Here is a 24,997-nt window from a genome sequence, read left to right as displayed (position 1 = left end):
TCATGAATAGTTTAGTTGTAAAGTAATTTCAGGGGAATGTCCTGACAGTGACGGCGCAGCGTCATGTGCGCCCTACGGCATATTGCTTTTAATACTGGCTTAAGCTTGGCTTCCTAAAGTGGAGCCGTCACACACCAGCCCGAAGGCACCGCCATGACCCCGCAAGAGATGCAAGCCCTGGACACGTTCCTGACCCAGCTCACGCAAGCGCGCGCCGGGGCGAAAGACCCGCAAGCAGAAGCGCGGATTACCGAGACCGTTGCCCGCCAGCCGGATGCGGCCTACCTGCTCGTGCAGCGCGCCATGCTGCTCGACCAGGCGCTGGCATCGGCCCTGGCGCAAATCAACACGCTGCAGAGCCAGTTGCAGGCAGCACAAGCCGGCCGCAGCACATCGTTCATGGATTCCGCCAACAACTGGGGCAGCCACGCCAACAGCACCGCGCCCAACCCTGCATACGCCCCGCAGCAAGCCGCCCCCGTGCAGATGCCGCCGCAACCCCAGCCGGCCCCGGCCCAACCCGTGCGCTCGGGCTTCTTTAGCGGCGGCCTGGGCAGCACGCTCGGCAGCGTCGCCACCACGGCAGCCGGCGTGGCCGGTGGCGCACTCCTGTTCCAGGGCATCGAGAACCTGTTCCACCACAACAGCAGCGGTGGCGGCTTCCTCGGCCAGCAGCCGGTGATGGGCGGCACCACGGAAACGGTGATCAACAACTACTACGACGGCGACAGCGGCAGTAACAACACGGCCTCGCGTGATGACAGCCTTGGGCTGATCGATGACAGCGACTTGGGCGGCAGCGACTATTCCGACGACGATTCGACGCTGATCTAGCCAAACCGAAGCCGTCTCCGGATACCCGCGTCCATCTTCGGCCCGGTGAGCCCTGGACCGAGAATGTCAAGTTGAAATAGGTCACACGCCGAGCTCAGAGCTCGGGACACCGAGAAAAAAGACTCACGCGCGGAGCTCCGAGCTCGGATCGCCGAGAAAAAAAACTCACGCGTCGAGCTCTGAGCTCGGGACACCGAGAAAAAAGACTCGCGCGTCGAGTTCTGAACTCGGGACACCGAGAAAAAACACTCACGCGTCGAGCCCTGAGCTCGGATCGCCGAGAAAAAACACTCACGCGTCGAGCCCTGAGCTCGGATCGCCGAGAAAAAACACTCACGCGTCGAGCTCTGAGCTCGGGGCACCGAGAAAAATGACTCACGTGTCGAGCTTTGAGCTCGGAGCACGGAGAAAAAATCTCCGAACACCAAGCTTCGGTCGCCAAGCTTCAAATGCCGATCTCCGCATAGGAATTTTCGGATTCTTCGGTCCAAAACCCCTTCTTTTCTTGCGGACGGATGCCACAACCGCCAATCTCACGCGGTTATGCCCCCCGGCATGACATTGCCAATCCATACACGAGAAATGCAATGCCACAGAATATGATTTCGCTTCAGCTTGCCGCGGCTGACCTGACCGCCATCGACGGCGCACTGAAAACCCTGGAAGACCGACTGACTGGTCTGATCGGACTATCGCCCGCCCAGCGCAGGAAGGCCGTGAAGATGGGTGGCAAATCCGAAGCATTCGCCCGCACGGCATTGGAAGTGCTGGGCAACAATCCCAACGTGCTTCCAGTCAACTTCGGCCTGCCCGAAGTCCGCCGCGATCTGGTGGCCTTCGATGCGCTGCGCCCAAGGTTAGACCGCTTGGAAAAGCTCTGCGAGCGGATGTCTGACTCGCAACTAGCATTGGGCAGCGACGTGATGAGCGCCGCGTTGGACGGATATGCCTTCCTCAAGCGTGCCGGCAAGGGCGAAGGGCTGGACATGGCCCGCAAGTCGCTGTCGGTGCGGTTTAGTCGGAATGGGGTGAGGAAGAAGGAAGGCGAGGCGGCAAGGGAGTGAGTTGATCAGTTGGTGTTGTGAATGAAGAAAGAAAGCCGCCTCCGAGCGGCTTCTTTTTTTCATGGCAATAATGGTCGACGGTTATTTCCAAAATCAACCTTTCGGTAACCGAAGAGGTTGATGCGTAATCACCCCGTACAGACTGAGCCCTGTATGTATGGCACGAAGCCTAGGAAACGTGTGATTTTCTGTTGATCGTGTTCAGGCAGATCCGTTGCTCATTAGACTCATGACCCGCCCATTACTACGCAAGCTACGCAAGGGGACCGATGAATGGCCGTATCAGCATGTACGTAGCATGAGTCATCAGATTTTTCTGCTTGATGAGGACCAGGCAGGTGCAGAACTTATATCCTCTGCCGTACGGACTGCAGGGATGCACATGCAGTGGGTCAGTTGTCCAGCGCGAGCACTGGCACTCCAGCCTGCTATGCATCCAGATGTTCTGTTGATTGGATGGACGGGCTCCACCGAACAGTTACTCGACCTGCTTCGGAGCTTCCGGGCAAATGCTGCTGCTCCGACCTTCCCCATCGTTGTACTGTCTATCCATCACGATGCGGCGACCAAGATCGCAGCATTGGATGCAGGGGCTGACGACTATCTGGTCAAACCTTGTCATACCGGTGAACTGGTGGCTCGCATTCGAGTTCTGCTGCGGAGAACGTCTCGATCGGACAAACATCTGTCCAAAATCGATGGCCTCGTGATTGACGCTCACAACCAGAATGTGATGGTCCAGACCGACAGCGAGCCCCGAGCGATTCCGCTTAGTCCACAGGAGTTTCGGTTACTCCATTTCTTGGTAGAGCATCCGCAGTGTGTGCACACGCGTGAGCAATTGCTTCGTCGTGTTTGGGGAGGGCACGTCGTTGTCGGAGTGCGTACGGTGGATGTGCATGTTCGTAAGCTGCGGATGGCGTTGGCTGGAACGTCAGCCGATGGTCTGATCCAGACCGTGCGCGGTAGGGGATATCGGCTCGTAATGGAGCCTTGATGCAATGAGCGGACGACTACCATCTTCTACGACCCTCAGAATGCGAGTGGTGAACGGATGTCGGACTCGCAACTAGCATTGGGCAGCGACGTGATGAGCGCCGCGTTGGACGGGTACGCCTTCCTCAAGCGTGCCGGCAAGGGCGAAGGGCTGGACATGGCCCGCAAATCGCTGTCGGTGCGGTTTAGTCGGAATGGGGTGAGGAAGAAGGAGGAGTCAACGACAGCGCAGTGAGTGATTGGCCGTTGTGGTCAAAAAGAAAAACCGCCCTCGGGCGGTTTTTCTTTTTGACCAGTCAGCTAGATGACTAGGTCGCAGATTCGATTACCGACAGCCAGCAGGAAATCAGATATGTCTGTCGCCTCGGCTTTCGTGATGGTTTGCTTTTGGTTAGTCACCGGATCGAGATCTGCCTCATGCACAATAGCGTTTCGGCGCGTAGCGATTAGTCTCTGCTTTCGCTTAGCATCCTCATCCGTCATTCCAAGGCCCTGCACGATCTGCTGCCACTTCTGGTTTTCATTCCAGATGTAACTCAACCCGTCCGCGACTTTTGCTGGATCCTGAAACGATAGCTTACTGAGCTTTTCGCGAACGATTTCCTCGAAGCGAACTGGAGGTGGAGGAACCGCGCCCACCGAAAGACCTGGTAAATGCTGAATGGGAACGACCTCGTTCAGGTATTTCCCAGTCGGCGACCGCTGGTTCTCGAATATCCTCACCATGCCAATACGAATCAAATCGTGCATCAGCTTGTCGAAAGCACTAACTGCATTAACGACTTGCGAGCGCAGCAAGTCGTCGAACTGTTCGGGGATCGCCACGATGTTGCTCAAGTGATCGTAGAGGACTCCAAGTTCAACGGCCTGCCGGATGTTTCTGTGAAAGACTCCCTTGGCATTGAGCATAGTCTTCAGCTCATGAGGCCCTTCAGCGTGTTTGCGACGGACGTGAACTGAGCATGAATCTGCCCACGCTTGTCGATCATGCCGTCCTGGACAACGCCCGTTGTGCCTAGCTCGTCGTCACGCAGAGCGAACACTGGTACGCCCGCCTCGTGAGAGAGCGGCAGCAAGGCACCAAAGTCCGGGATTTCCTGCAGGCAGAAGCCATCGTTGCGCAGCGCGTCGGGATAATCGTTGTCAGGCAGCGTAAGCCCTGCACTCCGGAGTGCGGGAAATAGACGATTCTGGGTGACAGCCTTAATCTCGGCAATGTTGTCGCGGTACGGTGCGGCTGCTCGGCCGTTGCGCACGTTGAAGCGCTGGACCATGGTGCCGGCGAACTTGGGTAGGCCGGGCCGTAGCGGATATGCCGAGTCATGGAACACCGTCTCATTGCCTGCCTTCCACGAGGCCCACCGCGGGAAGATGGATTCCAGCGTCTGTAGGGCCATAATGGAAAATGGGTCAGGGTTGGTCGGGAGCAGGATGAAATCGGAGTTCAAAAGAAGGTTCTGGTTTATCGCACTCAGGCCCGGGTTGAGATCGATGATTGTGTACTCAATCTGGTTCGACTCCTCGACTTGTCGGATTAGCTCGTGGAAGGCGCCGGGCAGATTTTGCAGCGTGGCAAGTGCGTTCGAGGTCTGCGCGAAAGTCAGTGATGCATCATATTCGGAAAGCGTGGCATGGCCGGCCAAGAGGTGCACGAGAGGCTGGCGGGCCGGAGTTCTGCAGACGACGGGCTGGATGGGAGCGGGCTTGCCTGTGAAGGCCGGTGCGACGCCGTCCTTGATGTTCTGAAGTCGCGTCGCGTCGTCCAAGTAGTACGCATCGAAGTCATCGCCCAGTATCAAGCTGGAGAGGTTGCATTGCGGGTCGGCATCTATCAGCAGGACCCGATGCCCCTGCTCGGCGAGCATCCAACCCACGTTGTAGACGGTGGTGGTTTTGCTGACACCACCCTTGTGATTGAACAAGACCAGTCGCTTTGCCATTTCTGAACTCCCAGTAGTAAATTTTTAGTCGCGAATATCGGAGCATGATAGGCGAATCATGCTCTGAACGGATTGACAAGGAGAGCCGGGGCTATCCATGGGCTGATGCCGAGCTTCGAGGCACGCTATATCTGCATGACCAACGCTATCCAGCAGTGCGAATGTACTGACGACAAACGCATCATCGTGGTTAGCGGCGTTCTATCGACTTGCAGTTAATACCAATTCGCGCCCCTCCCTACGGCTAGAGATTGCATCAGCGCAAATGATGCAATCGCCGCTGAGCGGTCAGCTATGCTAACGAATGAAGGGTCGCTTCAGTTTGCTAAGAGACATCTGATCCCACGTGATTCCTCAGAGAGCCAAACAAAAAGGGCCGGCACCCTCCGGCACCAGCCCTTCTTGCTTTGCAGAAAAACGCATTCAGCGCATCAATCAACCCGCCTGACGCACCGCAGCCGCCTGCTCCCCACGCTTGCCGAAGATGAGCTGCACCACCACCGCCACAACAACGTTGAAGGCCAGCGCCGTCAACCCCGTGTAGATGGCGAACTTGTCGCCGCCAATCACAAAGGTGTGCACGGGCTTGATGCCGTCAGAAAACGCCAGCCAGCTTCCGCCAACCATGCCCGCTGCCCAGCCGGCCAGCAGTGCCGGTGCGCTGAAGCGGTTGGACCACTTGAACAGCGCAAACACCACCGCCGGGAAGGTCTGCACGATCCACACGCCGCCCAGCAGTTGAAGGTCCAGCGCAAACTTGGTCGGCAGGAAGAGGATGAACACCAGCGCGCCCGCCTTGACGATCAGCGAGATCACCTTGGCGACCTTTTCCTGGCCGGCGGCGGTGATGTCCGGTGCCACATACGGCTTCCAGAAGTTGCGCGTGAACAGGTTGGCAGCGCCAATCGACATGACTGCCGCCGGCACCAGCGCACCAATGGCGATGGCCGAGAACGCGAAGCCCGTGAACCAGCTCGGGAACAGCGCGTTGAACAGCGCCGGCACCACGTCGTTGTTGTTGGTGACCTTCACGCCCGCCGCATAGGCCATGAAGCCCAGCAGCGCAATCAGGCCCAGCAGCACCGTATAGGCGGGCAGGAAGACGGCGTTCTTGCGGATGGTGTCTGCACTGCGCGCGGCAAAGATGCCGGTGAGCGTGTGCGGATACATGAACGCCGCCAGTGCCGAGCCGATGGCCAGCGTGGCGAACGGCAGGAACTGCGCAGACTTGAGCGTGAGGCCCGTGGCGCCACCCTTGAGGGCAAACGCGTCATGCGCCGTGGCAAACACCGCGCCGTAGCCGCCCAGCTTGGCCGGCACCAACACCACCGCCACCAGCACCACGATGTAGATCATGATGTCTTTGACGAAGGCGATGAGCGCCGGTGCGCGCAGGCCGGCGGAGTACGTGTACAGCGCCAGGATGACGAACGCAGCCGCCAGCGGCAGTTCGCCCGTCAGGCCCAGCGCTTTGATCACCACCTCCATGCCGATGAGCTGCAGCGCGATGTACGGCATCGTCGCCACCACGCCCGTGAGCGCCACCGCAAACTCCAGCGAGCGCGAACCATACCGGCCGTACACCGCATCCGCCGCGGTCACGTGGCCGTTGGCATGCGCCACCTTCCACAGCTTGGGCATGATCAGGAACACGATCGGGTACACCAGGATCGTGTACGGCAGCGCGAAGAAGCCGTACGCGCCCACCGCATACACGAGTGCCGGCACGGCAATCACGGTGTAGGCGGTATAGAAGTCGCCGCCGACCAGGAACCACGTGATCCAGGTGCCGAAGTTGCGGCCGCCCAGGCCCCATTCGTCAATGTGGGCGCCCTTGTCGGATTCGCCCCGCTGCCAGCGCGAGGCGATAAAGCCCAGCACCGTGACCAGCGCGAAGAAGAAGACGAAGACCGCCAGCGCAGTCCAGTTGATCTGTCCGTCCATCATTCTTCTCCTTTGCGCTGACCGTTCTTGAAGACGATCCAGATCAGCAGCGAGGTGATCGGCACCCACAGGAACTGGTACCAGTAGAAGAACGGAAAGCCGAAGAGCGTGGGCGTTTCCTGGTTGTAGAACGGCACCCACAGCAGGCCGATAAATGGCAGTGCGAGTAAGAACTTCATGGGTTGTCTCCTGATGTTCGGGGGACTTCAGTTGTTATTCGGATGTGTTTTGAACCGGTGAGGTGCCATGCAGGACAGGGCGCGCGGAGAGGCTCGCGGGGCGGTCTCCGTCTTGTCGTTGTGGGCGCACTCTGATCGCGCCCCCGCCGGAAGACCATCCGCACCTGTACGCACGCACCACACGTAGTCCTACTTAGCAAGCGTAGGCTTTTCGCGCCAAATAACCAATCGCTAAGCCGGGCGCGGGTTTCCTAGGGTTTTCACGAATTCCAGCGCACATTGCTGGCGGTGGATGCGTGAGGAAAATGCGCAAGCGGCTTAGGGCGGGGCTTGCCGGCAAGATGGGCGCGCAGCAGCGGGACAAAAAAATCCCCGGCAGTGCCGGGGGTATTCATGGAAACGTCGGGGTGGTGGGTGGTCTGACGCAGTGGCTCAGCCCCGTTCGGCACCATGCCACCACGCGACGGCGGCACACACCAGTTGCACCGCGCCGCCGCACAGCATGGCCGCCCGCAGGCCGGGCGCGCCGCTGCCACACACGGCATAGACGGCACCCAGAATGGCCACGCCCAAAGTGGCGCCGCTCATGCGTGCCACGTTAACAAGGGCTGATGCCGTGCCAGAACGCTCCGGCCCCACGGCGCCCACGGCCGCGCCCATGAGCGGCCCCGTGGCGAAACCCATGCCGAGCCCGGTCAGCGCCAGCCCGATGGCAGCCGGCACGATCGACGCCGCCACCGCAAACCCGCCCAGCACCAGCAACCCAAGCGCGATGATGCCCACACCCCCGGCCGTGGCCAGCCGCGTGCCAACCCGCCGGGCCACCACACCCGAGGCAGGCGATACCACCATGAACACCAGCGCCATCGGCATCAACGCAATGCCCGCGCCGACCACGCTGAAGCGCCCCGTGCTCTGCCACATGAGCGGCAGCAGGAACAGCGCGCCGTACATACCAAACGTCATGCCCATGGTGGCGACAATGGCACCGCGAAACGGGCGGATGCGGAACAGCTCCAGCGGCACCAGCGCCGTGTTGCCATGGCGCGCCTCAACGTGGATGAATCCTGCCAGCGTGACAAGCGCCACCACCAGCACGCTCGCTGCCACGGCGGGCGCGTGATGCGCCTCGATGGCGGCAAACGCCAGCCCGCCGAGCGTGATGGCGCCCAGCACCTGCGCTGGCGCATCAAATCGGCGGTGCGCGGCGTCGGACGATTCCGGCACCACCCGCACGGCCAGCACCATGATGGCCACACTCACCGGCACCACCACCCAGAACACCGCACGCCAGCCGAAATGCGTCACCAGCAAGCCGCCGGCTGTGGGCCCGATCGCCATGGCCAGGCCGTTGCACGCCGCCCAAACGCCCAGCGCATGCGCACGTTCACCCGGGTCTCGCCACACCACCCGCAAGATCGCCAGCGACGCCGGCAGCAGCAACGAAGCCCCCACGCCCGCCATGGCACGCGCGCCAATCAGCCAACCAATTGACGGTGCCAGCGCGCACAGCACCGATGCCACGGAGAACACCGCCGCGCCCAGCACAAACGCCCGGCGCCGCCCATATAAATCCGCCAGCAGGCCGCCGCTGAGCAGCAGTGCCGCATAGGCGAGGTTGTAGGCGTCGATCACCCACTGCAGCGGGCCCACCGCCGCGTGGAAAAACTGGCCGATCGGGCGCACCGCCAGGTTGACGACGGCGGTGTCGATCTGCGCGACCAGCACCGCCATCGACAGCACACCCCGCACCAGCCGCTGATGTGACGTGGTGTGCGGCGCGGTGTCGGCGTGCGCACGTTGCATTGCGGTTCCATCCATGTTCATACCCTTGGGCTTTAGCAAGCGATGGCCCCAGCGTAGTGCCGGCGCCCCGGGCGACGCTTCGATGCGTGTCGAAGCATCGCGGCGCAGGGCTCCCTAGAATGGGCATCACTGGAGGCACCCACCATGTCGCACCCGAACAGTTTTTCTGGCACGGCCTTTTTGATTGCAGACCCGGCACGTGCAGCCATGCTCACAGCACTGCTGGATGGACGCGCCCTGCCGGCTGGCGAGTTGGCGCATGCGGCGGGCATCACCGCGCAGACGGCCAGCACGCACCTGGCCAAGTTGGTCGAAGGCGGCCTGCTGGCCGTGGAAACGGAAGGCCGGCACCGGTATTTCCGACTGGCCGGCGCGCATGTGGCGCAGGCGCTGGAGCATCTGGCCGCCATCACGCCTGCCGCCGTGCACCGCACCACGCCGAGCCCGAAGGCGCGTGAACTGGGCTTCTGTCGCTGCTGCTACGACCACCTCGCCGGGCAGGTGGGCGTGGCCGTCACGCAGGCGCTGCAGTCACGCGGCTATCTGCTGCCGATGCCCGACAAGCAATACGAGATCACGCCCGCCGGCATTGCCTGGTTTGGCGCCGTGGGGCTGGATGTGGGTGGGATTCGTCCGACACGTCGCGGGCTTGCGCGGCAATGTCTGGACTGGACGGAGCGTACGCACCATCTGGCGGGGCCACTGGGCGTGCAGTTTCTGCGCCGCCTGTGCGATGCAGGTTGGATGCTGCGCGCACGAAACTCGCGCGCGGTGCTGGTCACGCCCAAGGGCTGGCAAGAGCTGCATCAGCGCCTGGGCGTGGATGAAGCGACGGTGCGCAGCGCAGCCGAACACCGCCATGCATAAAACCGCCGATCAGGGCTTCGCCGAAGTCAGCACGTTGGGCAAGCGCGCAAGGATGGCATCGCGCGAGCGCACGCCCGTCGAGGTGGGCTCGACCTTATCGTCCTGGATCAGGTTGGCAAACACGTAGGTTTTGTCCCCGTTCTTCGCCCAGCCGACAAACCAGCCGTAAGCGTGCGCCTGGTCCCATGTGCCATCAGGCGACGTGTTGCCCGGCGCGGGCCCAGCCATCCCCGTCTTGCCCTGCACGGCCCAGCCTTCGGGCAGTTGCCAGGTCTGCACGGTGCGGTTGACCATGTCATAGGTGTGCGCCGATACCGGCAGTTGCCGGTTGACGAGCTTGCGCAGAAAGCCGATCTGCTCCTCGGGCGAAATCTGCAGCGACGAGGTAATCCACGAGCGGTCCAGGCCATTGTGCTTGCCCGGGTCGCCGTTCACATCCATGTTGCCGTAGTCGAACTTGCGCACGTACGCGGCGAACGTCTGCGCGCCCATCGCATGCGTGATGCGCTGCGAATACCAGACCACGGAATATTTGAGCCACAGCGTCGGGTCGACGGGCTGGCGCCAGGCCTCGCCACCCCAGTCGGGCTCACCCGGTTTGATGTGCTCGACCGGCGTGTGTTCGTCTTTGAGGAAGCCATGGTCGAAGCCCATGACGGCCAGCGCCAGCTTGAAGGTGGAAGCGGGCGTCGCACGCGCATCGCACTTGCCTTCGTGCAGCACGACCTTGCCGGTGGCGGCATCGGCGACGATCGTGCAGATGGGGTGCTCGGCGTGGGCGAACGTCGCAAGCGCAGCCAGCAGGGTGCCAGCGGCGGCGTGGTGGAGTTTCATCATGGGGCAGCCTTGAACGGGGGGAATGTGCGGCAGCATAGCAATGCGCTGCTGTCGCGCGGACCGGACAAGGCGTAACGGCTGTAACGCTGACGTTGGTGCTGGTGCGTGCGGGCGAAGTTGCCGCCCGCTCGGTTTCGCTCGAGCCCGTCCTGAGGTGGCCGGGGCCGAGCGATGTAGCGTGATATCAGCGGGCCAGCGCTGCAACCTCCGCAGCACTCAATGCACCTGTGTACACGCGGAAGTCCTGGACACGGCCGTTGAACGACGGATGCGACCAATTGCGGCCGAGGAAGGTGACCTGGTCGCCCACATGGCGCGGCGTCAGCAGGATCTCGTCGGACCTCCCCGCCTCCGTGCCGTCGACATACAGGCGGCAGGTGTTGCCCCGCAGCGTGACCGCCAGATGGACCCAGCGCCGAATCGGCATGGCCCACGGCGCCGCCACAACCTGCGCATCTTTGAAAGTCGCGCCAAAGATTGAGAAGCACAGCGTGCCCGTGCCGGTCTGCGGTGCGATGGCCATGGCTGCGTTCGCGTCCAGCCCCGCGAAGAACACGCAGCTGTCCCAGTGCAGCCCATTCGCGTAGGCCCAGAACGACAGGCTGAAGTCGTCGAGGTCGCTAAAGATGCCCGACGGCAGTTGCAGGCCGGCCTTCACGCCGTCGAAGACGATGGCCTTGTCGTTGCTGCCGCGCCCGGCGCCCCAGGTCGCGCCGTCCAGCAGCGTGCCCTCGATCAAGGTTTGGGTGCCGGCGGCGGTGAACAGCGCGCCGACCGTGCCGGTGCCGTTCGGGTCGTTCAGCGGCAGTGACAGGCGCTGCTCGCCAGGCACGGCGATGCGGACCACGTTGGAGCCGGCGGTCGGGGCACCATCGCCTTGGGCGGTGACCTGGTAGAACCAGACGCCGTTGGGCGGTGTATCGCTGTAGGTGCGCACCTCGCTGGCCGAGACGGTGCCCAGCAGGTTGAAGGGGCCGTTGGCTTGGCTGGCGCGCTTGACCGCATATGAGGTCGCGCCAATGCTGCCCCACCACGACAGCACGACGTTGTCGCCGCGCAAATTGGCCGTGAGGCCGGACGGCGGCTTCATCGGCCCGGCGTAGTCCGGGAGGCGATGGATCAGCGTCGGCCACCAAACGTCGTCGCTGCTGCCGCCGTATTTCGGCTCGACCTGCTTCACGATGCGCGCGACGTTCGGCGCCGCCAAACCCAGGCGGTTGACGTAGTGGTTGTAGATGGGCTCCCAGCAGTTACGGCCGTGCGTGCCGTAGTTCACTTGCGTCCAGAAAGACGGGTGGGGCTGCGACGGATTGTTTTCGCGCACATACGGCATCGGGTAATTGACGCCGTTCTCATCCACCAGATTGGAGCGCGCCACGTACTCCGCCGCCGCGAGGAAGCGGTTGTTGTACAGCCCGTAGAGATCGTCACCCTGCTTCCATGCGATCTCCAGCAGGTCGCCGCCCAGCGACATGCCCAGCGTGGAGTGGCCCTGGTCGCGGCCGCTTTCCTCCCACTGCCCGAAATGACCCGGGTGCATGAAGTAGACGCCATGCCCGATGGCGCCATTGCCGAAGTTGCGGAGCTTGCCGCGGTTGTTGCCTGCGAAGCAGTCGTAGGCCAGGCGGTACAGGTCGGGCTTGTCGCAGAACACGCCGATGGCCATGGCGCCCACCATCGAGGCCATGTCCCAGTTGGCATGGGAGCCGATGCGCCCGTCGCTGAGGAAGCTCTGCGACACCGGGGCGAAAACGTTTAGCAGCATGTCCTGGAAACGCTTCAGGCTTGCCGATGCCCAGCCCGGGTAGGTGCGCAGGACTTCGCCGATCTGCGCCAACTGGTGGCCTTGTATGCCAGCCAGGATGATGAAGGTGTGGTCGTCATGGGCGGTCGAGCCGGGTGGCACCGTTCCAACCTCCTTCAGCGTGTTCGCCCAGGCGTCCAGGAACTCCACCGCCTTGTCGGCATAGCGGTTGTCCTGCGGGTCGGACAGCTTCCAACGCAGTACCAGGGTCCAGGCGTGCCAGATGTCGCCGTACAGTGCGTACTTGGTCCAGTCGGCCCGGTAGACTGCGGGCTGCGGATTGGGCTTGGCGTTCAAGGAGGCGTTTGGCTCGGCGCACAGCTTGTTCCACCAGCCCGCCCACGGCTCCTGGCCGGCCTTGATGAGCGCGCGAATGCGGGTGAAGTCGTCTTCGGTGGCCAGCAGCCCGGGGTGGCGGAAGACGCCACTCACGTAAGCCGTCTCGGGCGCAGATGCCGGGGTGGGCGCAGGGGTTGGCTTCGTAGGTGCTGGAGCGCCCGGCGCCTGGCCTCCACCCCCTCCCTTCTCCTGCGGCTGGCTTCCCTGTGCGGCGCCGTCAGAATCGCCGGCACCCCAGCTGCACCCCGGCAGCAGCGGCAGCATGGGGAACAGCCCCAGGCCGAATGACAACGCGCGACGCACAGGATCCGGCAACTCCTCGAGCCTGGCGTGCTCAACGGACTTTTTCGACATCTTGTTTACCCGACTGTTTTTTAGTAGTGGCGCAACCGTAGGTCAGCGTGCGAACGCACGTCAACGCAATCGCCAAAACAGTGAGGATTGTTGAGACTCTGGACTTGATCCTCTGCAGTGGAGCCTCACCAGTGCCTGCCGGTGGGGTCCAAAGTGGGCACACTGCCCCAGCCAGCGGTGACGCGCCTGCCTGAATGGATCAAAAAAGAAGGGCTTGCAAAATTCTTGGCGGTCGGTAAAATGCGCCGCTCACCTAGCCCAGGTGGCGGAATTGGTAGACGCACTAGTTTCAGGTACTAGCGGGTAACTCCGTGGAGGTTCGAGTCCTCTCCTGGGCACCAAACACAGTCCCAAGCTGTTTCTGGGGCGACAAAAAACCCGCGTGGCGATGAGCCTCGCGGGTTTTTTCTTGTCCGAAGTGAGGCGATCCGCTCTTGTGCAGGCCCCGGCACGCGGCTGTTCTTGTAGTGCAAATGCGCTACATAAGCGCCCAGCCCGCGCCTTTACAATCGGCGCATCATGCAATCAGTCCGCACCGGCTCGGAGCCGCCCCTCATTCACGTCGCCATCGTCGAGGACGACCCCGGCTTTAGCGAGGCACTGAGCCGCGCTGTTCAGGCAGCGCCCGACATGCGGCTGGCCGGCGTTGCCATGTCGCGCGCCGAGGGTCTGGCCCTGCTGCAAGGCCCGCCGGCCGATGTGCTGCTGGTAGACCTCGGCCTGCCCGACGGCTCGGGCATTGATGTGATCCGCGCAGCGGTGCTGCAGTGGCCGAGCTGCAGCATCATGGTCAGCACCAACTTTGGCGACGAGACGCACGTCATGTGCTCGATCGAGGCCGGCGCCGCGGGCTATCTGCTCAAAGACAGCTCGCCCGCCCGGATGGCTGAAGAGATCCGCAGCCTGGCCAGTGGTGGCAGCCCGATCAGCCCGATCATTGCGCGGCAGATCCTGGCGCGCTTCCAGCAGAGCCCCGCCAGCACCGCCCCGCGCTCAGAGCCGGAACCAGCCATGGCCGATTCCACCGCACCGCTGCTGTCGGCACGCGAGAAGGAAGTGCTGGACTACATTACCAAGGGCTTTACGACGCAGGAAATCGCCAAGCTGATGGAGCTGTCGCACTTCACGGTACGCAGCTTCGTGCGGCGCATCTACAGCAAGCTCAAGGTGACCTCCAAGGCGGAAGCCATCTACGAGGCAAGAAACCTCGGGCTGCTGGCCGATTAGCCCGCGCCGGCTCAAGAACCAGCAAGCACGTTGCTGAACCCCCTTTGACGGGGGTTCCCAAGCCGTGCGCAAACGCATCTCATATTGGCCCTCCACTTCACCGAGCGTTGCGACACGCGCCTTGCATGAGAACCTCTCCTGCGTCCCTCTTTGCCAAAGCGGTGTTCGTCTTTTCGGTGGCGCTGCTCGCCATTGTGGGCATGTTCTATTCCGAAGCCGGCAGTGAGCCATCGTCGGCGCAGAGCCTGCATCTGACACAGATGGATTGGCAAACCACGGATGCACCGGGCTTTCAGGTGCCGCCGGCCACGCTCGACAGCGGGGCCTTGCCCAAGGCCTGGCAGCATGCCGCGCTGCCGTTTGCGCCGTCGATCGCGCTGTTGCGCCAGGCCGGCGCCAAGGCCGGGGCCCGGATGGTTCACACAACGTGGCTGCGGGTTCCCGTACCTGCGTGGCCGGCAAATTCAGGCCCCCTGGCACTGTACGGTGTGCGCATCAAGACCGACGGGACGATCGCGGTGTACGTCAACGGCCAGCTCGTGCATCGCGCGCAGGAGCAGGGCCCGCTGTGGAACAGCACGCGTACGCCGCTGTGGGTGGTGCTGGATGCACCGACCAACGGCACACCGGTGCGCGAGATCCTGCTGCGCCTGGAGCACACCCAGGGCACGCAGATCGCGGTCTCGTCGCTATGGCTGGGGCCCAGCAAGGCGCTGAAAAGCCGCTACAACATCCGCCAATGGCTGCAGCAGGAATTGCCGGCCGTGCTGAGCGCCGCGTTCCTGGCGATCGGCATCTTTGCGTTGTTTGTCTGGTTTCGGCGCGGCCATGAAACCGCGTACCTGCTGTTCTTCAACCTGGCTGTCACGTCGTTCCTGCGGGGTCTGCATTTCTACGTGGCGCAGCCGGTGGCCAATGACTGGTTTGCCTGGCTGACCGTCAACTCGCTGCTGTGGCTGGTGCTGGTGGTGCACTTCTTCCTCTGCCAGCTGCATGGCCGGCCGGTGGCGTGGTTCACGCGTACGTTCGTCATCGTGACCAGCGTGATTGGCGTGCTGACCTTGCCGATACTGGCCGTCCTGCCGAACACGCCGAAAGTCACCCCGCTGATCTACCCGATTGCCGCGCTCATGGGGGCGGCGGTTGGCGTGGTGGGTGCCGTCAACGCCTGGCGCCGCTCCAACGAAGGGGTGCTGGTGGCCATTGGCGTGGGCATCTGCACCTTGCTGGGCGTGACGGACTGGCTGCTGCAGAACAACTTCAGCAGCCCGGAAGGCTGGTACTTCGGCGCGTACACCAACGCCATCACCTTCGGCATTTTCGGCACGCTGATGTATCGGCGCTACGTCAACGCCATCAGCGAGGTCGAGCAGGCCAACGCCAACCTGGCGCAGCGCCTGAAAGCGCGCGAGGCCGAACTCGAACTCAGCCACCAGAAGCTGCGCGAAGCCGAACGGCAGCGCACGATCAGCACGGAACGCCAGCGCCTGATGCAGGACATGCACGACGGCCTGGGCGCGTCGCTCATCAGCGCGATTCGCTCGGTAGAGCGCGGCGCCGTCAGCGAGGTGCAGATCTCCCAGATCCTCAAGGGCTGCCTGGACGACCTGAAGCTGACCATCGATTCAATGGAACCGGTTGAGGCAGATTTGCTGCTCTTGCTGGCCACGCTGCGCTTTCGCCTCGAACCCCGCCTGGACGGCACGGGCATCGCCTTGCTGTGGGAGGTGCGCAAACTGCCGACGCTGCCGTGGCTGGACCCGTCGAGCGCGCTGCACATCCTGCGCATCGTGCAGGAGAGCATCGCCAACATCCTGCACCACACGCGCGCCAGCGAGATCCGCGTCGGCACCGCCGCAGAACCGGATGGCGTGCGCGTCGTCATTGAAGACAATGGGGGCGGATTCGACGTGGAAAATGCCCTGCGCGCTGGCAAGGGCCATGGCTTGAAGAATCAACAGCGCCGCGCCCAGGCGCTCGGCGGTACGGTCGACTGGATGTCGGGGCCGGCTGGCACGCGCTTTACGCTGTGGCTGCCGCTGGAACGCAGCACGTAAGCCACGGCCGTCGTGGCTGTCGGGCGCGCACTGCGTGTTCCCGCTGTGCAGTGCGCGCCGCAGCTCTCCCCCGTTTTGATCGTCGCCGTAGTTTTTTTCTTCGAATCGGCCCAGCATAGTGGGATCGCCCCGATTCGTCTGTGGAACAAATGTGCTACACGGCCGCGCGATCGCTCAGAACAGTTGCTGAAGTTTCACGCTGCCGGTGTGCGACATGAAACCTTGGCCAACCTGAAACGCATAACGCGCCGACAGGCTCAGGTTGTTCGCCCGCAGCAGCGTCACGCCCAGTGTCAGGTCGGCCAGGTTGCTGACTGGCGTTGCCCCCACGGTCGTAAAGGCGGTCTGGCCGGTCGCCCCTCAACTCAAGTTGGCACCACTGCACCCCGCCCCAGCAGGGCCAACACCGCCGCAACGCATTCCGCGGGCGATTGCGCCCCGGCATCCAGCGTCAACTCGGGATGCAGCGGTGGCTCGTAGGGGTCGTCGATGCCGGTCAGGTTGGCAAGCGTTCCGGCCCGGGCCTTCCGATACAGGCCCTTTGGGTCGCGCGCCTCGCACACCGAGAGTGGCGTCGCGACATGCACCTCGAAGAAGCGTGAATCGCCGACGATCTGGCGGGCGCGCTCGCGGTCTTCACGGTAGGGCGAGATCAACGCGGCAATGGCCCAGGTGCCGGTGTTGTTCATATGCGCACACCACTGCGCCACGCGGCGGACGTTTTCACTGCGGTCTTCTCTTGAGAACCCGAGATCGGCGCAGAGCTGCTTGCGCACGGCATCGCCATCGAGCACACGGCAGCTCACGCCCTTGGCCGTGAGCGATTCGGCCAACGCCAGCGCCAGTGTCGTCTTGCCGGCGGCGCTCAGCCCCGTCAGCCAAAGCGTGGATGGAAGCTGTTGCATGTCATGCCCCTGTGCGTGTTGTGCAGGTGGGTGCGCGTGTCAGCAGCGCGGGCCATTGCGCGGCCCAATCGCCGTCGTGTGCGAGACCCGGTACGGTGTCGGTGTGCGCGCATCCGCCACCCGATGCGCGCACAAAACGCTGCGCCACTTCCGGCGGCACCACGGTGTCGTCCGCACCGCTGAAATGCAACTGCGGGACCGCTGCCACGCGGGCTGCGGCGTCGATCGGATTCAGCGATTCCGGCATCGGTGAAACGGCGTGCAGGCGGTTGACGAATTCCGTATCCAGATTGCCCGCCACGGTGCGAATGGAGGCGATGTCCCCGCGCTGCGCGGCAACCAACACAGCCACCGCACCGCCGCCGGAATAGCCCACGAGGTGAATCGGTTGGCCCGGCACCTTTGCAGCGAAGCGGCTCACGGCCTCGCTCATCGATGCCACCACTTCCGGGGCGAAGCGCTTGCTGGTCCAGTACGGCGCGGCACACCGCGGGTTCTGTGCCATGGGCGTGAACTGGCATGGGCGTGCGAGATACACGACGTTCGGTGCCGGGTCCGCGGCGGCCAGCGCAAGACCCGTGGCCTTGCGGGGGGTCGGGTCGGCCGACGGTTCGGTACGAGAAACCCAGGCGAGCCCATCGCCCTCGATATAGACAGTCAGCGGTTGGTCCGCACGCGTGATGCGCGCGAAGGCGGTCAGCACGAAGGCGTCCGTCCTGACCGGCTCGCGGTGCAGTTGAACCGGCGCCGCCAGCGCGTCGGCATGGGCATCGCGGTCGAGTGTCGTGCAATCGGACAACACGCAGCACGCCGCGACCAGAAACAGCGCGGCAATCGCAGGCCGCGCCTTCCACCCGCGACGCAGCAGGGCCGTCATGCGTGCACACCCGTCATCTGCGCCAGCGCCTGCGCCATGTCCCCCACGACGCTGCCCCAATCGCCGCGAGATGGCTGGCGGAACAGGCGCACGCTCGGATACCACGGCGTGTCATTGCGGTTGAGCAGCCAGCGCCAGTCCGGCACGAAGGGCAGCATCACCCATGCGGGGCGGCCCAGCGCACCGGCCAGATGTACCGGCGACGAATCCACCGAGATCAGCAGATCGGCCACGGCCAGGATGGCGGCCGTGTCTTCAAAGTCCTGGATCTCATCGCTGAGCGACACGATCGACATGCCCGGCGGCGGTGATGCGGCCTGCTGCGCCGCCGGCCCTTTCTGGATGGCGAGGAAGGTGGCATCGGGCCGGCCCAGCGGCGCAAGATCCGCGAGCTTCATCGAGCGATTTGCGTCGTTGACGTGCGTGGGGCGCCCGGCCCACACCAGCGCCACCAGCGGGCGCGGCAACGCGGCCAGCCGTGCCTGCCACTTCGCCACGCGCGCCGGGTCGGCCGACAGATACGGTATTGCGCCGGGCAAATGCTCTAGCCGCAAACCCATCACCATCGGCAAGCTCATCAGCTCGCAATGCACGTCGAATGCGGGCGGCAGATTGCCGCGTACCGTCGTCAGCGCATCGAAACCGTTGTAGCGGCTGGCGAGCGATGCGCTTTCGGCGTTTACCTCCAGGATGACGCGTGCGCCGCTGCGCTCCTTCGCCCAGCGCACCATGCGCAGGAACTGGAACGTATCGCCATAGCCCTGCTCGTCATGAATCAACAGCGTCTTGCCGGGAATGGGCTGGCCGTCCCAGCGCGGACGCTGCACCTTGCGCTCGATGGCAGCGGTGTGCGGCATGCCGTAGCGGTGGTGATACTCGCGCCAGCCGCGCTCAAAGTGGCCTTGCAGCAGCAGCGTTTCGGCCAGGTTGAAACGCGCGGTGAGGTTGCCGGGCATGTTGGCCACCAGCATCTCCTGGATGGCCTGCGTCTCGGCAATCTGCCCTTGCGGGCGAATCGCGTCGGCCAGCAACTGCCACAGCACCAGCGGCCCGGTGCCGGAGGCCAGCCACGGGCGTACGAGTGCCTCAGCTTCGGTCAAACGTCCATCGGCCAGCAGTGCCCGACCCTGGCGCTCCACCATGGCGACATCCACGGTGTTCATGGTGCGCTGATCCCGAGTGCCGCCAGCAGCGGCCCGAGGTGGTCGGCGTGCTTGTGCCAGCGCCCCTTGGACGTGGCGTAGATCGGCTGGCGTACCTGGTTGACGCTGGCGGTGCGCACGACGCGGCGGCTGTCATAAAAGCGCAGGCACGCGTCTTCCCATGGCAGGCCGACGAAGTCGACCAAACGGCGCGCCTCGTGCTCCAGATTGTCGACCACGGCTTCGTAGTCCACTTCGATCAAACGATCGGCCGGCAGCACCAGGCGCCAGTGCGCCATCAACTTGGCGTAGGCGCGGTAGAACTCGCCCAGTTCGGTCTGATCGTAGGTGAACTGCTGCTCGCCAGCGAACAACTTGGTGTAGCACGACAGGCAGGTATCCACCGGATCGCGCCGGCAATGGATGATGCGCGCTCCCGGCAGGATCAGCGGGATCAGGCCGGCGTAGAGGAAGTTGGCAGGCATCTTGTCGACCAGGCGCTGCTTGCCCGGTGCCAACGGTGCCACGCGGGCGAGATAGGCCTGCCCCAGGCGCGCAAGGTCATCGTCCGAAGCCGAGGCGAAGGCATCGGGAAACGTGCCGCTGCCCTCCACCAGTAAGCGCAGAGTCGACAGCTCGCCCGCACCATGCACCTGCGAATGCGATGCCAGGATCTGTTCGACCAGCGTGGTGCCCGAGCGCGGCATGCCGATCACGAACACAGGCAGCTCGGAGGGATCGGCGTTTTGCGCGGTGCGCGCCATGCGCTCCGCCGTGAAGGTCTCGGCAATGCGTTGCAGCCAGTCTTGCGTGGCGGCCGAGTTGTAGGCGAACGTCGCGCGCTTCTGGCGGTTAGCCGCATCCAGATGCTGAAATGCGCGTGCGCCGTCCCCAATGTCGAGCCACGCCTTGCCCAGTGTGAAGTGCGCCAGGATACGGTCTGCTGCGGCGCTGCCGCTGCCTTCGGCCACTACGGCTTCCATGGCCGCGAGATCCGGGTCGCCTGACTGGAAGGTCTTGGCGTCGGCACGGCCCGCCAGTGCACGCAGCGAGCCCGGGAAAACAGCCAGCGCGCGGTCAAAGGCCTCCATGGCGTCAGCCTTGCGGCCGGATTCCATCAGCAGCGTGGCACGGCCGATCAGGGCATCTTCCGCCACCGTGCCCGGCAGCGCTGCGGCTTGCTCGTAGGCGGCCAGTGCCTCGTCAGACCGGCCCAGCGCTTGCAGCACCTGGGCGAGCACGTTGTGCGCTTCTGCGCTGCGCGGTGCGGCGGCAACGGCGTGCCGTGCGATGTCGAGCGCCTCGTCGGCGCGTTCGACCTGCTTCAATGCCTGCGCACGCGCGATCAGGCCGGAGACATGTCCCGGGGCAAAGGCATGCAGCGCATCCAGCACGCGCAGCGCTTCGTGGTAGCGGTGGCGCGAGACTTCCACGTCGGCCAGGTTCAGGTAGGCATCGGCCAGGCGCGGGTTCAGATCGATGGCGTGGCGTGCCTCGGCAGCGGCCTGATCAAACCGCCCCTGCGCGTTGAGCAGAAACGCGTAGTTGCTGTGCGCCTCGGCATAGGTCGGCTGCAGGGACAACGCGCGGTGATAGTGCGCCTCGGCCCGATCCAGCCGACCCAGGCGGCGGAAGGTATTGGCCAGGTTGTTGTGCGCCTGCGCCGAATCCGGCGTGAGCGCCACCACGCGCTCCAGGCAGACGAGGCTCTGCTCCAGCTTGCCGGATTCCTGCAGCACGATGCCAAGGTTGTTCCAGGCCGACACCAGCGTCGGGGCCATCGTCACGGCGCGCTGGGCGGCCTCTTCGGCCTCAGCCAACAAACCCCGCTGGCGGTACATCTCAGCCAGGTTGCTCGAATACACAGCCGGCGCGCGCGGCGCCAGACAGGCCTGTCGCACATGGGCGATCGCCAGATCGAGGTTGCCGTAGGCATGCGCCATCAACCCCAACAGATGCAGGGCGTCGGCCTGGCCAGGCCAGGCGGCCAGCACGCGTTGGCAGAGCAGTTCTGCCTGGTCGGCCTGGCCGGCTTCCCAATGCGCATGTGCTCGGCTCAGCGCTTCCGGAAGGTTCAGTGCGCCGGAAGGCGCAGACGCGTTGGACATGGTGATCTCCCACAACTATGCAGCGACGGAGTATGCGGGATCAGAACGCCAACTTCAGCCTCACGCCGCCGGTATGCGACACAAAGTGCGGCGCCGCCTGCAATGTGTAGCGCGCCGTCAACGAAAGGTTGTTTGCGCGCAGCAACGTGACGCCGGCCGAGAGCACGCCCATGTCGGCGGCCGGGCTGGCGCCCACGGTGGTGAAGCCCGTTTCGCCCGTCGGGTCGGCGGCAAAGCTGGCGTGGATGCGCTGCTGCGCGTTGCCGTACTCATGGCGCCACGTCAGTTGCAGATACGGCACCACCGCGCCGTAGGCCGTGGTGAAGGCCCGCTCGAGCTTCGCGCCAAAGTCGCTGGTGACCGACGTCAGGTGCGTATCGCCTACCGACAGGGCGCCGCCGCTGCCGCCCGTCTCGGTGTAGCCGTTCTGACGCACATGGCTGTAGGTCAGGCCAGCCAGCGGCGTAACCGTATAGGCGCCGGCCGCCAGCGGATAGCCAGCTTCCGCACGGGCAACGTATTGCTTGCCGGTGAACTCGCCCTTGGCCTGCCCTGAGAAGCCGCTGAAGTTCAGCGCACGGCTGGTATCGTAGTCCTGCTGGACTGCACCGGCGGCCAGGTTCACGTACCACGGCGTGCCCGAGTACGTGGCGTAGCCGATCAGCCCGTAGGCGTTGACGCGCATCGAGTCGCCGTCGGTGTCGCCCGTGTTGCGGAGACTGGCGTTCGTGTAGCTGAACGCGCCACCTGCGCGCCAGTGCTCGCCGAGGGCAGTGTCTGCGCCGAACAGCAGACCGCCATAGTTGGCGCGGTAGCCATCCACCTGATCGCGTGCACCCTGGCTGACGTGGCCGCCGAGTGCCTGGCCCCAGGCGCCGTAGGCGGGCATGTCGTCGCCGGTCGGGACGCCTGTCTGCACACTACGCTGGCCGTTGACGCGGTCCGAGATCGCATTGAGCACATCGAGGGCGGACGCCATGGCCCCGCGCGTACCCGCCGCCTGCGATGCCGGGCCCAGTTGCGCACCGGCGCGGTTGGCTTCCGCCACGCTACCCAGGCTGAGCGCCTTGGAGGCATTGAACAGGTTCAGCAATTCCGGACTGAGGCCCGAGTAGTTCGCCAAACCGTTCAAGGACGAGACCGCGTTGGGCATCGTCGCCTGCGTCTGCGGCTGCGTGGTGGGCGACGTGGGCGACGTTCCGCCGCCGGTAGAACCGGAACCCGGCGTTGTTCCGGGTGGAGTGCCGGGCGTGGTCGCCGCTGCGCCACTGACCAGAGTCACCACCAGATCACTGCGGCCGCCCGCGGCAACCGTCGTGCCCGTCACCGTGCCGGAGAAACCGCTGGCCGAGTAGTTCAGGCTACCGGCGTGGTAGTTCGTGCCGCTGCTTGCCGCGTCGATCACAACAAAGCGCTGACCCGCCGCAAAGGCGTAGCTGCTGAGCTTTTGCAATGCGATGGCCGACCCGGCGTCAACGATGGCGCTGCCCGACACGACAAGGCGTCCGTAACCGCTGTCGCTCGCGAGCGACCCGCCGGCCACCGCCCCGTTGCTCACGCCGATCTGCAGCGTCGCTGCTGCGGCCTGGCTGTAGTTGCCGGTGATGCTGATGGCGTTGTTGACCAGCAGCACGCCCGCCGTATTCATGACGCTGTGGCTGCCCACATCAATGTTGTCGTTCAGCATTTGGTTGCCGGTGCCGAACACCACGTTCGATGCGGTGTTGGTGAGCGTGCCGATCGTGCCGCCAAAGCCTGTGAGCGTGCCGAAGGCCGCCCCGGTGCCGCCATTGATGGTCAGGTCGCCGCTGGAAGCCTGCAGGATGTCGCCGGCAATCACACCGCTGTTGGTGACCACCCCCAGCGAGCTTGCTGGGTCCACGTTGTTGATGGCGTAAATGCTGCCGGTGATGGTGCCCGTATTCGCCAGCGCGCTGATCGTGCCGGTGTTGTAGATGCCCCAGCCGCTGTCGCTGCGGATCACGCCACGGTTGGTGAGCGTACCGATTGACCCGTCGTTGGCAACGCCCGCGACCGTGACGCCGCTGATGGTGCCGCTGTTGCTGAGCGTGCCGATCGTGCTGCTGTTGTAGACACCCGTGGCGCTGCTGCGGATGACGGCGCCCACATTGTTGGTCAGCGACGTAATCGTGCTGACCGTGCCGCCGTTCGAGATGCCTGCGTTGACGCCGCCGGCAATGGTGCCACTGTTGACGAGCGTGTCGATCCTGCCTGCGTTGAAAACGCCTAGGCCGGCGCTGTGGATGTCCCCGCCGACAGCGTTGGTGAGGGAAGTGATCGTGCCGCCATTGTTGATGCCCGCGTCGCTGGTGCCGTTGATGGTGCCGCTATTGACCAACGTGGTGATCAACCCGCTCGCGTTGGCGAGCCCCGTATTGCCGCCGGAAACCATGCCGCCGTTGTCGAAGCGGGTGATCGTGGCATCGTTCTTGATGCCGATACCCACCTGCCCGGTAATCAGGCCCGTATTGCTCAGCGTACCGATCAAGCCGGCCGCGTTGTTGATCCCGGTGTTGCCGCCCGTGATGGTGCCGCCCGTGATGGTCGCGCCGTTGAGGGTGCCAACGTTGATCAGCGCGTCGATCGTGCCCGTATTGCTGAGGCCGGTATTGCTGATCGCCGGGTTGGCGCCACCCATGATCGTGCCGCTGTTGCTCAACGTACCGATCGAGCCGGTGTTCACTAGGCCGGTGCCGGTATTGAACGTGCCGATGAACCCGCCGCTGTTGTTGGTGAGCGAGGTGATGGTGCGAGCGTTGTCGATGCCGGCCCAGCCGGCTCCACGGCTTAAGATGGTGCCGCCGTTGACCAGCGTATCGATCACGCCGGTGTAGTAGTTGAGCAGGCCGTAGTGCGCGCCGCTCATCAGGCCATTGTTGATCAGCGTGTTGATCGAGCCGGAGTTCATCACGCCATCAAGGGCCCCACCCATGATGGTGCCGCCGCTGTTGTTGGTCAGCGTACCAAGCATGTCGGCATTGAAAAGGCCGTAGCTCTGCCCCCCATTGATGAGGTTGTTGTTGATGATGGCCTGCACGATGTTCGGACCGGGGATCTGGATGCCAACCGTGCCGCTGATCGTGCCGTTGTTGGTCAATGTTCCCAGCGCCGGATTGAGCAGAAACAGGCCGCTTCCGTTGGCCGCCTGAATGACCGCGGAGCTGTCGACGAGGAGATCGCCGCCAAACCAGGGCTGCGTGCTCGTATAGGTGCCGGAGATGGTGGTCTGCTGGGCCTGGGCGACGACGGGCACCGCCGTTGTCAGAACCGCGAGCGCGGCCAAACTGATGGCCGTACGTTTCCCTGCCGCGCGCGGCGGCTGATGTTTGGAGCGATGCATGATTGGCGAGCCGGCTCGTTATTGATTGGAGTAATGAGCTTCGAACCCGAAGCCGGAAACGCTGAAAGGCCGATCGCCGGCCAGGCAGTCTGTGCGCTGCATCGAAATTCCCCCGTTTATGATGTTTTGACCATTGGCGCGAGTCTATGAAGGGCGACGGGGCGGCGTCTGTAGCACAAATGCGCTACATAGAGGGCCCCGTCCCTTCGTGCCGCTTAGAAGGCCAGCTTCAGACGTACACACACCTCACAGGTATGCGGCGCGAAGTGCGATGCCGCCTGCAATGTGGCTAGGGCGCGGGCGTCCTCAACCGCGCAGCAAGCACATTCGCTTCAAGCAAAAGGCCCGCAGCAATG

Annotated in this window: 20 protein-coding genes, 1 tRNA gene and 1 pseudogene; 8 read left to right on the top strand and 14 right to left on the bottom strand. The window is 63.9% G+C overall.

The window, feature by feature from the left end:
- Positions 1-153 precede the first annotated feature (153 nt).
- The 4 genes from ACN9M1_RS24525 to ACN9M1_RS24510 all read left to right on the top strand — a co-directional run bounded on the left by ACN9M1_RS24525 (position 154) and on the right by ACN9M1_RS24510 (position 3,129).
- A complete protein-coding gene (locus ACN9M1_RS24525; RefSeq protein ID WP_426399463.1) occupies positions 154-834 on the top strand; it encodes a DUF2076 domain-containing protein in 681 nt (226 codons plus the stop codon).
- 587 nt (positions 835-1,421) lie between these two features.
- Positions 1,422-1,898, top strand: coding sequence for a hypothetical protein (locus ACN9M1_RS24520; RefSeq protein ID WP_426399462.1), 477 nt, complete (start codon positions 1,422-1,424; stop codon positions 1,896-1,898).
- A gap of 298 nt (positions 1,899-2,196) precedes the next feature.
- Positions 2,197-2,895, top strand: coding sequence for a winged helix-turn-helix domain-containing protein (locus ACN9M1_RS24515; protein WP_426399461.1), 699 nt, complete (start codon positions 2,197-2,199; stop codon positions 2,893-2,895).
- Between the two features lie 57 nt (positions 2,896-2,952).
- On the top strand, positions 2,953-3,129 hold the full coding sequence (locus ACN9M1_RS24510) for a hypothetical protein (RefSeq protein WP_426399460.1): 177 nt from the start codon (positions 2,953-2,955) through the stop codon (positions 3,127-3,129).
- Positions 3,130-3,194: 65 nt separating this feature from the next.
- On the opposite strand, the gene ACN9M1_RS24505 is transcribed toward ACN9M1_RS24510, so the two are convergent.
- The 6 genes from ACN9M1_RS24505 to ACN9M1_RS24480 form a co-directional block, all read right to left on the bottom strand.
- The gene (locus ACN9M1_RS24505; RefSeq protein ID WP_426399459.1) at positions 3,195-3,803 is read right to left on the bottom strand and encodes a HEPN domain-containing protein; all 609 of its coding nucleotides are present in this window, start codon (positions 3,801-3,803) and stop codon (positions 3,195-3,197) included.
- Positions 3,804-3,808: 5 nt separating this feature from the next.
- Positions 3,809-4,834 carry a ParA family protein gene (locus ACN9M1_RS24500; RefSeq protein ID WP_426399458.1) on the bottom strand — a complete coding sequence of 342 codons (1,026 nt, stop codon included), beginning with the start codon at positions 4,832-4,834 and terminating at the stop codon, positions 3,809-3,811.
- Between the two features lie 435 nt (positions 4,835-5,269).
- On the bottom strand, positions 5,270-6,778 hold the full coding sequence (mctP, locus tag ACN9M1_RS24495; RefSeq protein WP_426400725.1) for a monocarboxylate uptake permease MctP: 1,509 nt from the start codon (positions 6,776-6,778) through the stop codon (positions 5,270-5,272).
- On the bottom strand, positions 6,778-6,957 hold the full coding sequence (locus ACN9M1_RS24490; protein WP_426399457.1) for a DUF3311 domain-containing protein: 180 nt from the start codon (positions 6,955-6,957) through the stop codon (positions 6,778-6,780). The genes mctP and ACN9M1_RS24490 overlap by 1 nt, the downstream gene beginning before the upstream one ends.
- A gap of 260 nt (positions 6,958-7,217) precedes the next feature.
- Complete coding sequence (locus ACN9M1_RS24485; protein ID WP_426399456.1) at positions 7,218-7,352, bottom strand: hypothetical protein; 135 nt, start codon at positions 7,350-7,352, stop codon at positions 7,218-7,220.
- A 37-nt stretch (positions 7,353-7,389) separates the two neighbouring features.
- Positions 7,390-8,778: an MFS transporter gene (locus ACN9M1_RS24480; protein ID WP_426399455.1), complete on the bottom strand. Its 1,389-nt coding sequence runs from the start codon at positions 8,776-8,778 to the stop codon at positions 7,390-7,392.
- 129 nt (positions 8,779-8,907) lie between these two features.
- Between ACN9M1_RS24480 and ACN9M1_RS24475 the strand changes: the two genes are divergently transcribed.
- Entirely contained in the window at positions 8,908-9,630 is a 723-nt protein-coding gene (locus ACN9M1_RS24475) for an ArsR/SmtB family transcription factor (RefSeq protein WP_426399454.1), read from the top strand.
- A 9-nt stretch (positions 9,631-9,639) separates the two neighbouring features.
- Here ACN9M1_RS24475 and blaOXA read toward each other — a convergent pair whose 3' ends face one another.
- Positions 9,640-10,467 carry an OXA-22 family class D beta-lactamase gene (gene blaOXA / locus ACN9M1_RS24470; protein WP_426399453.1) on the bottom strand — a complete coding sequence of 276 codons (828 nt, stop codon included), beginning with the start codon at positions 10,465-10,467 and terminating at the stop codon, positions 9,640-9,642.
- A 184-nt stretch (positions 10,468-10,651) separates the two neighbouring features.
- Positions 10,652-12,964 (bottom strand): LamG-like jellyroll fold domain-containing protein, encoded by a 2,313-nt coding sequence (locus ACN9M1_RS24465; protein WP_426399452.1) that lies wholly within the window; start codon positions 12,962-12,964, stop codon positions 10,652-10,654.
- A gap of 256 nt (positions 12,965-13,220) precedes the next feature.
- Between ACN9M1_RS24465 and ACN9M1_RS24460 the strand changes: the two genes are divergently transcribed.
- The 3 genes from ACN9M1_RS24460 (at position 13,221) to ACN9M1_RS24450 (ending at position 16,248) form a co-directional block, all read left to right on the top strand.
- Positions 13,221-13,305, top strand: a tRNA-Leu gene (locus ACN9M1_RS24460).
- 178 nt (positions 13,306-13,483) lie between these two features.
- Positions 13,484-14,191 (top strand): response regulator, encoded by a 708-nt coding sequence (locus ACN9M1_RS24455; RefSeq protein ID WP_426399451.1) that lies wholly within the window; start codon positions 13,484-13,486, stop codon positions 14,189-14,191.
- 125 nt (positions 14,192-14,316) lie between these two features.
- A complete protein-coding gene (locus tag ACN9M1_RS24450; protein WP_426399450.1) occupies positions 14,317-16,248 on the top strand; it encodes a sensor histidine kinase in 1,932 nt (643 codons plus the stop codon).
- Between the two features lie 174 nt (positions 16,249-16,422).
- Here ACN9M1_RS24450 and ACN9M1_RS24445 read toward each other — a convergent pair.
- The 6 genes and pseudogenes from ACN9M1_RS24445 to ACN9M1_RS24420 all read right to left on the bottom strand — a co-directional run.
- A pseudogene (locus ACN9M1_RS24445) lies at positions 16,423-16,605 on the bottom strand (hypothetical protein); the annotation flags it as partial.
- Positions 16,606-16,613: 8 nt separating this feature from the next.
- Entirely contained in the window at positions 16,614-17,153 is a 540-nt protein-coding gene (gene cysC, locus ACN9M1_RS24440; protein ID WP_426399449.1) for an adenylyl-sulfate kinase, read from the bottom strand.
- Position 17,154: 1 nt separating this feature from the next.
- On the bottom strand, positions 17,155-18,030 hold the full coding sequence (locus tag ACN9M1_RS24435; protein ID WP_426399448.1) for an alpha/beta hydrolase: 876 nt from the start codon (positions 18,028-18,030) through the stop codon (positions 17,155-17,157).
- Positions 18,027-19,193, bottom strand: a complete 1,167-nt coding sequence (locus ACN9M1_RS24430) for a glycosyltransferase family 9 protein (RefSeq protein ID WP_426399447.1) — start codon at positions 19,191-19,193, stop codon at positions 18,027-18,029. Before ACN9M1_RS24430 ends, ACN9M1_RS24435 begins: the two co-directional genes overlap by 4 nt.
- Positions 19,190-21,280 carry a sulfotransferase gene (locus tag ACN9M1_RS24425; RefSeq protein ID WP_426399446.1) on the bottom strand — a complete coding sequence of 697 codons (2,091 nt, stop codon included), beginning with the start codon at positions 21,278-21,280 and terminating at the stop codon, positions 19,190-19,192. Before ACN9M1_RS24425 ends, ACN9M1_RS24430 begins: the two co-directional genes overlap by 4 nt.
- Positions 21,281-21,320: 40 nt before the next feature.
- Positions 21,321-24,641 (bottom strand): autotransporter outer membrane beta-barrel domain-containing protein, encoded by a 3,321-nt coding sequence (locus ACN9M1_RS24420; RefSeq protein ID WP_426399445.1) that lies wholly within the window; start codon positions 24,639-24,641, stop codon positions 21,321-21,323.
- Positions 24,642-24,997: the final 356 nt, after the last annotated feature.

This window comes from Ralstonia sp. R-29, from assembly GCF_049913345.1.
Lineage (GTDB): Bacteria > Pseudomonadota > Gammaproteobacteria > Burkholderiales > Burkholderiaceae > Ralstonia.
This window is presented reverse-complemented; position numbering and strand designations above follow the sequence as displayed.

Excerpts from the sequence above, each read along its gene's own strand:
- ACN9M1_RS24525 (WP_426399463.1), top strand. The coding sequence starts at position 154 with ATGACCCCGCAAGAGATGCAAGCCCTGGACACGTTCCTGACCCAGCTC.
- ACN9M1_RS24520 (WP_426399462.1), top strand. The coding sequence starts at position 1,422 with ATGCCACAGAATATGATTTCGCTTCAGCTTGCCGCGGCTGACCTGACC.
- ACN9M1_RS24515 (WP_426399461.1), top strand. The coding sequence starts at position 2,197 with ATGAGTCATCAGATTTTTCTGCTTGATGAGGACCAGGCAGGTGCAGAA.
- ACN9M1_RS24510 (WP_426399460.1), top strand. The coding sequence starts at position 2,953 with ATGTCGGACTCGCAACTAGCATTGGGCAGCGACGTGATGAGCGCCGCG.
- ACN9M1_RS24505 (WP_426399459.1), bottom strand. The coding sequence starts at position 3,803 with ATGCTCAATGCCAAGGGAGTCTTTCACAGAAACATCCGGCAGGCCGTT.
- ACN9M1_RS24500 (WP_426399458.1), bottom strand. The coding sequence starts at position 4,834 with ATGGCAAAGCGACTGGTCTTGTTCAATCACAAGGGTGGTGTCAGCAAA.
- mctP (WP_426400725.1), bottom strand. The coding sequence starts at position 6,778 with ATGGACGGACAGATCAACTGGACTGCGCTGGCGGTCTTCGTCTTCTTC.
- ACN9M1_RS24490 (WP_426399457.1), bottom strand. The coding sequence starts at position 6,957 with ATGAAGTTCTTACTCGCACTGCCATTTATCGGCCTGCTGTGGGTGCCG.
- ACN9M1_RS24485 (WP_426399456.1), bottom strand. The coding sequence starts at position 7,352 with ATGAATACCCCCGGCACTGCCGGGGATTTTTTTGTCCCGCTGCTGCGC.
- ACN9M1_RS24480 (WP_426399455.1), bottom strand. The coding sequence starts at position 8,778 with ATGGATGGAACCGCAATGCAACGTGCGCACGCCGACACCGCGCCGCAC.
- ACN9M1_RS24475 (WP_426399454.1), top strand. The coding sequence starts at position 8,908 with ATGTCGCACCCGAACAGTTTTTCTGGCACGGCCTTTTTGATTGCAGAC.
- blaOXA (WP_426399453.1), bottom strand. The coding sequence starts at position 10,467 with ATGATGAAACTCCACCACGCCGCCGCTGGCACCCTGCTGGCTGCGCTT.
- ACN9M1_RS24465 (WP_426399452.1), bottom strand. The coding sequence starts at position 12,964 with ATGTCGAAAAAGTCCGTTGAGCACGCCAGGCTCGAGGAGTTGCCGGAT.
- ACN9M1_RS24455 (WP_426399451.1), top strand. The coding sequence starts at position 13,484 with ATGCAATCAGTCCGCACCGGCTCGGAGCCGCCCCTCATTCACGTCGCC.
- ACN9M1_RS24450 (WP_426399450.1), top strand. The coding sequence starts at position 14,317 with ATGAGAACCTCTCCTGCGTCCCTCTTTGCCAAAGCGGTGTTCGTCTTT.
- cysC (WP_426399449.1), bottom strand. The coding sequence starts at position 17,153 with ATGCAACAGCTTCCATCCACGCTTTGGCTGACGGGGCTGAGCGCCGCC.
- ACN9M1_RS24435 (WP_426399448.1), bottom strand. The coding sequence starts at position 18,030 with ATGACGGCCCTGCTGCGTCGCGGGTGGAAGGCGCGGCCTGCGATTGCC.
- ACN9M1_RS24430 (WP_426399447.1), bottom strand. The coding sequence starts at position 19,193 with ATGAACACCGTGGATGTCGCCATGGTGGAGCGCCAGGGTCGGGCACTG.
- ACN9M1_RS24425 (WP_426399446.1), bottom strand. The coding sequence starts at position 21,280 with ATGTCCAACGCGTCTGCGCCTTCCGGCGCACTGAACCTTCCGGAAGCG.
- ACN9M1_RS24420 (WP_426399445.1), bottom strand. The coding sequence starts at position 24,641 with ATGCATCGCTCCAAACATCAGCCGCCGCGCGCGGCAGGGAAACGTACG.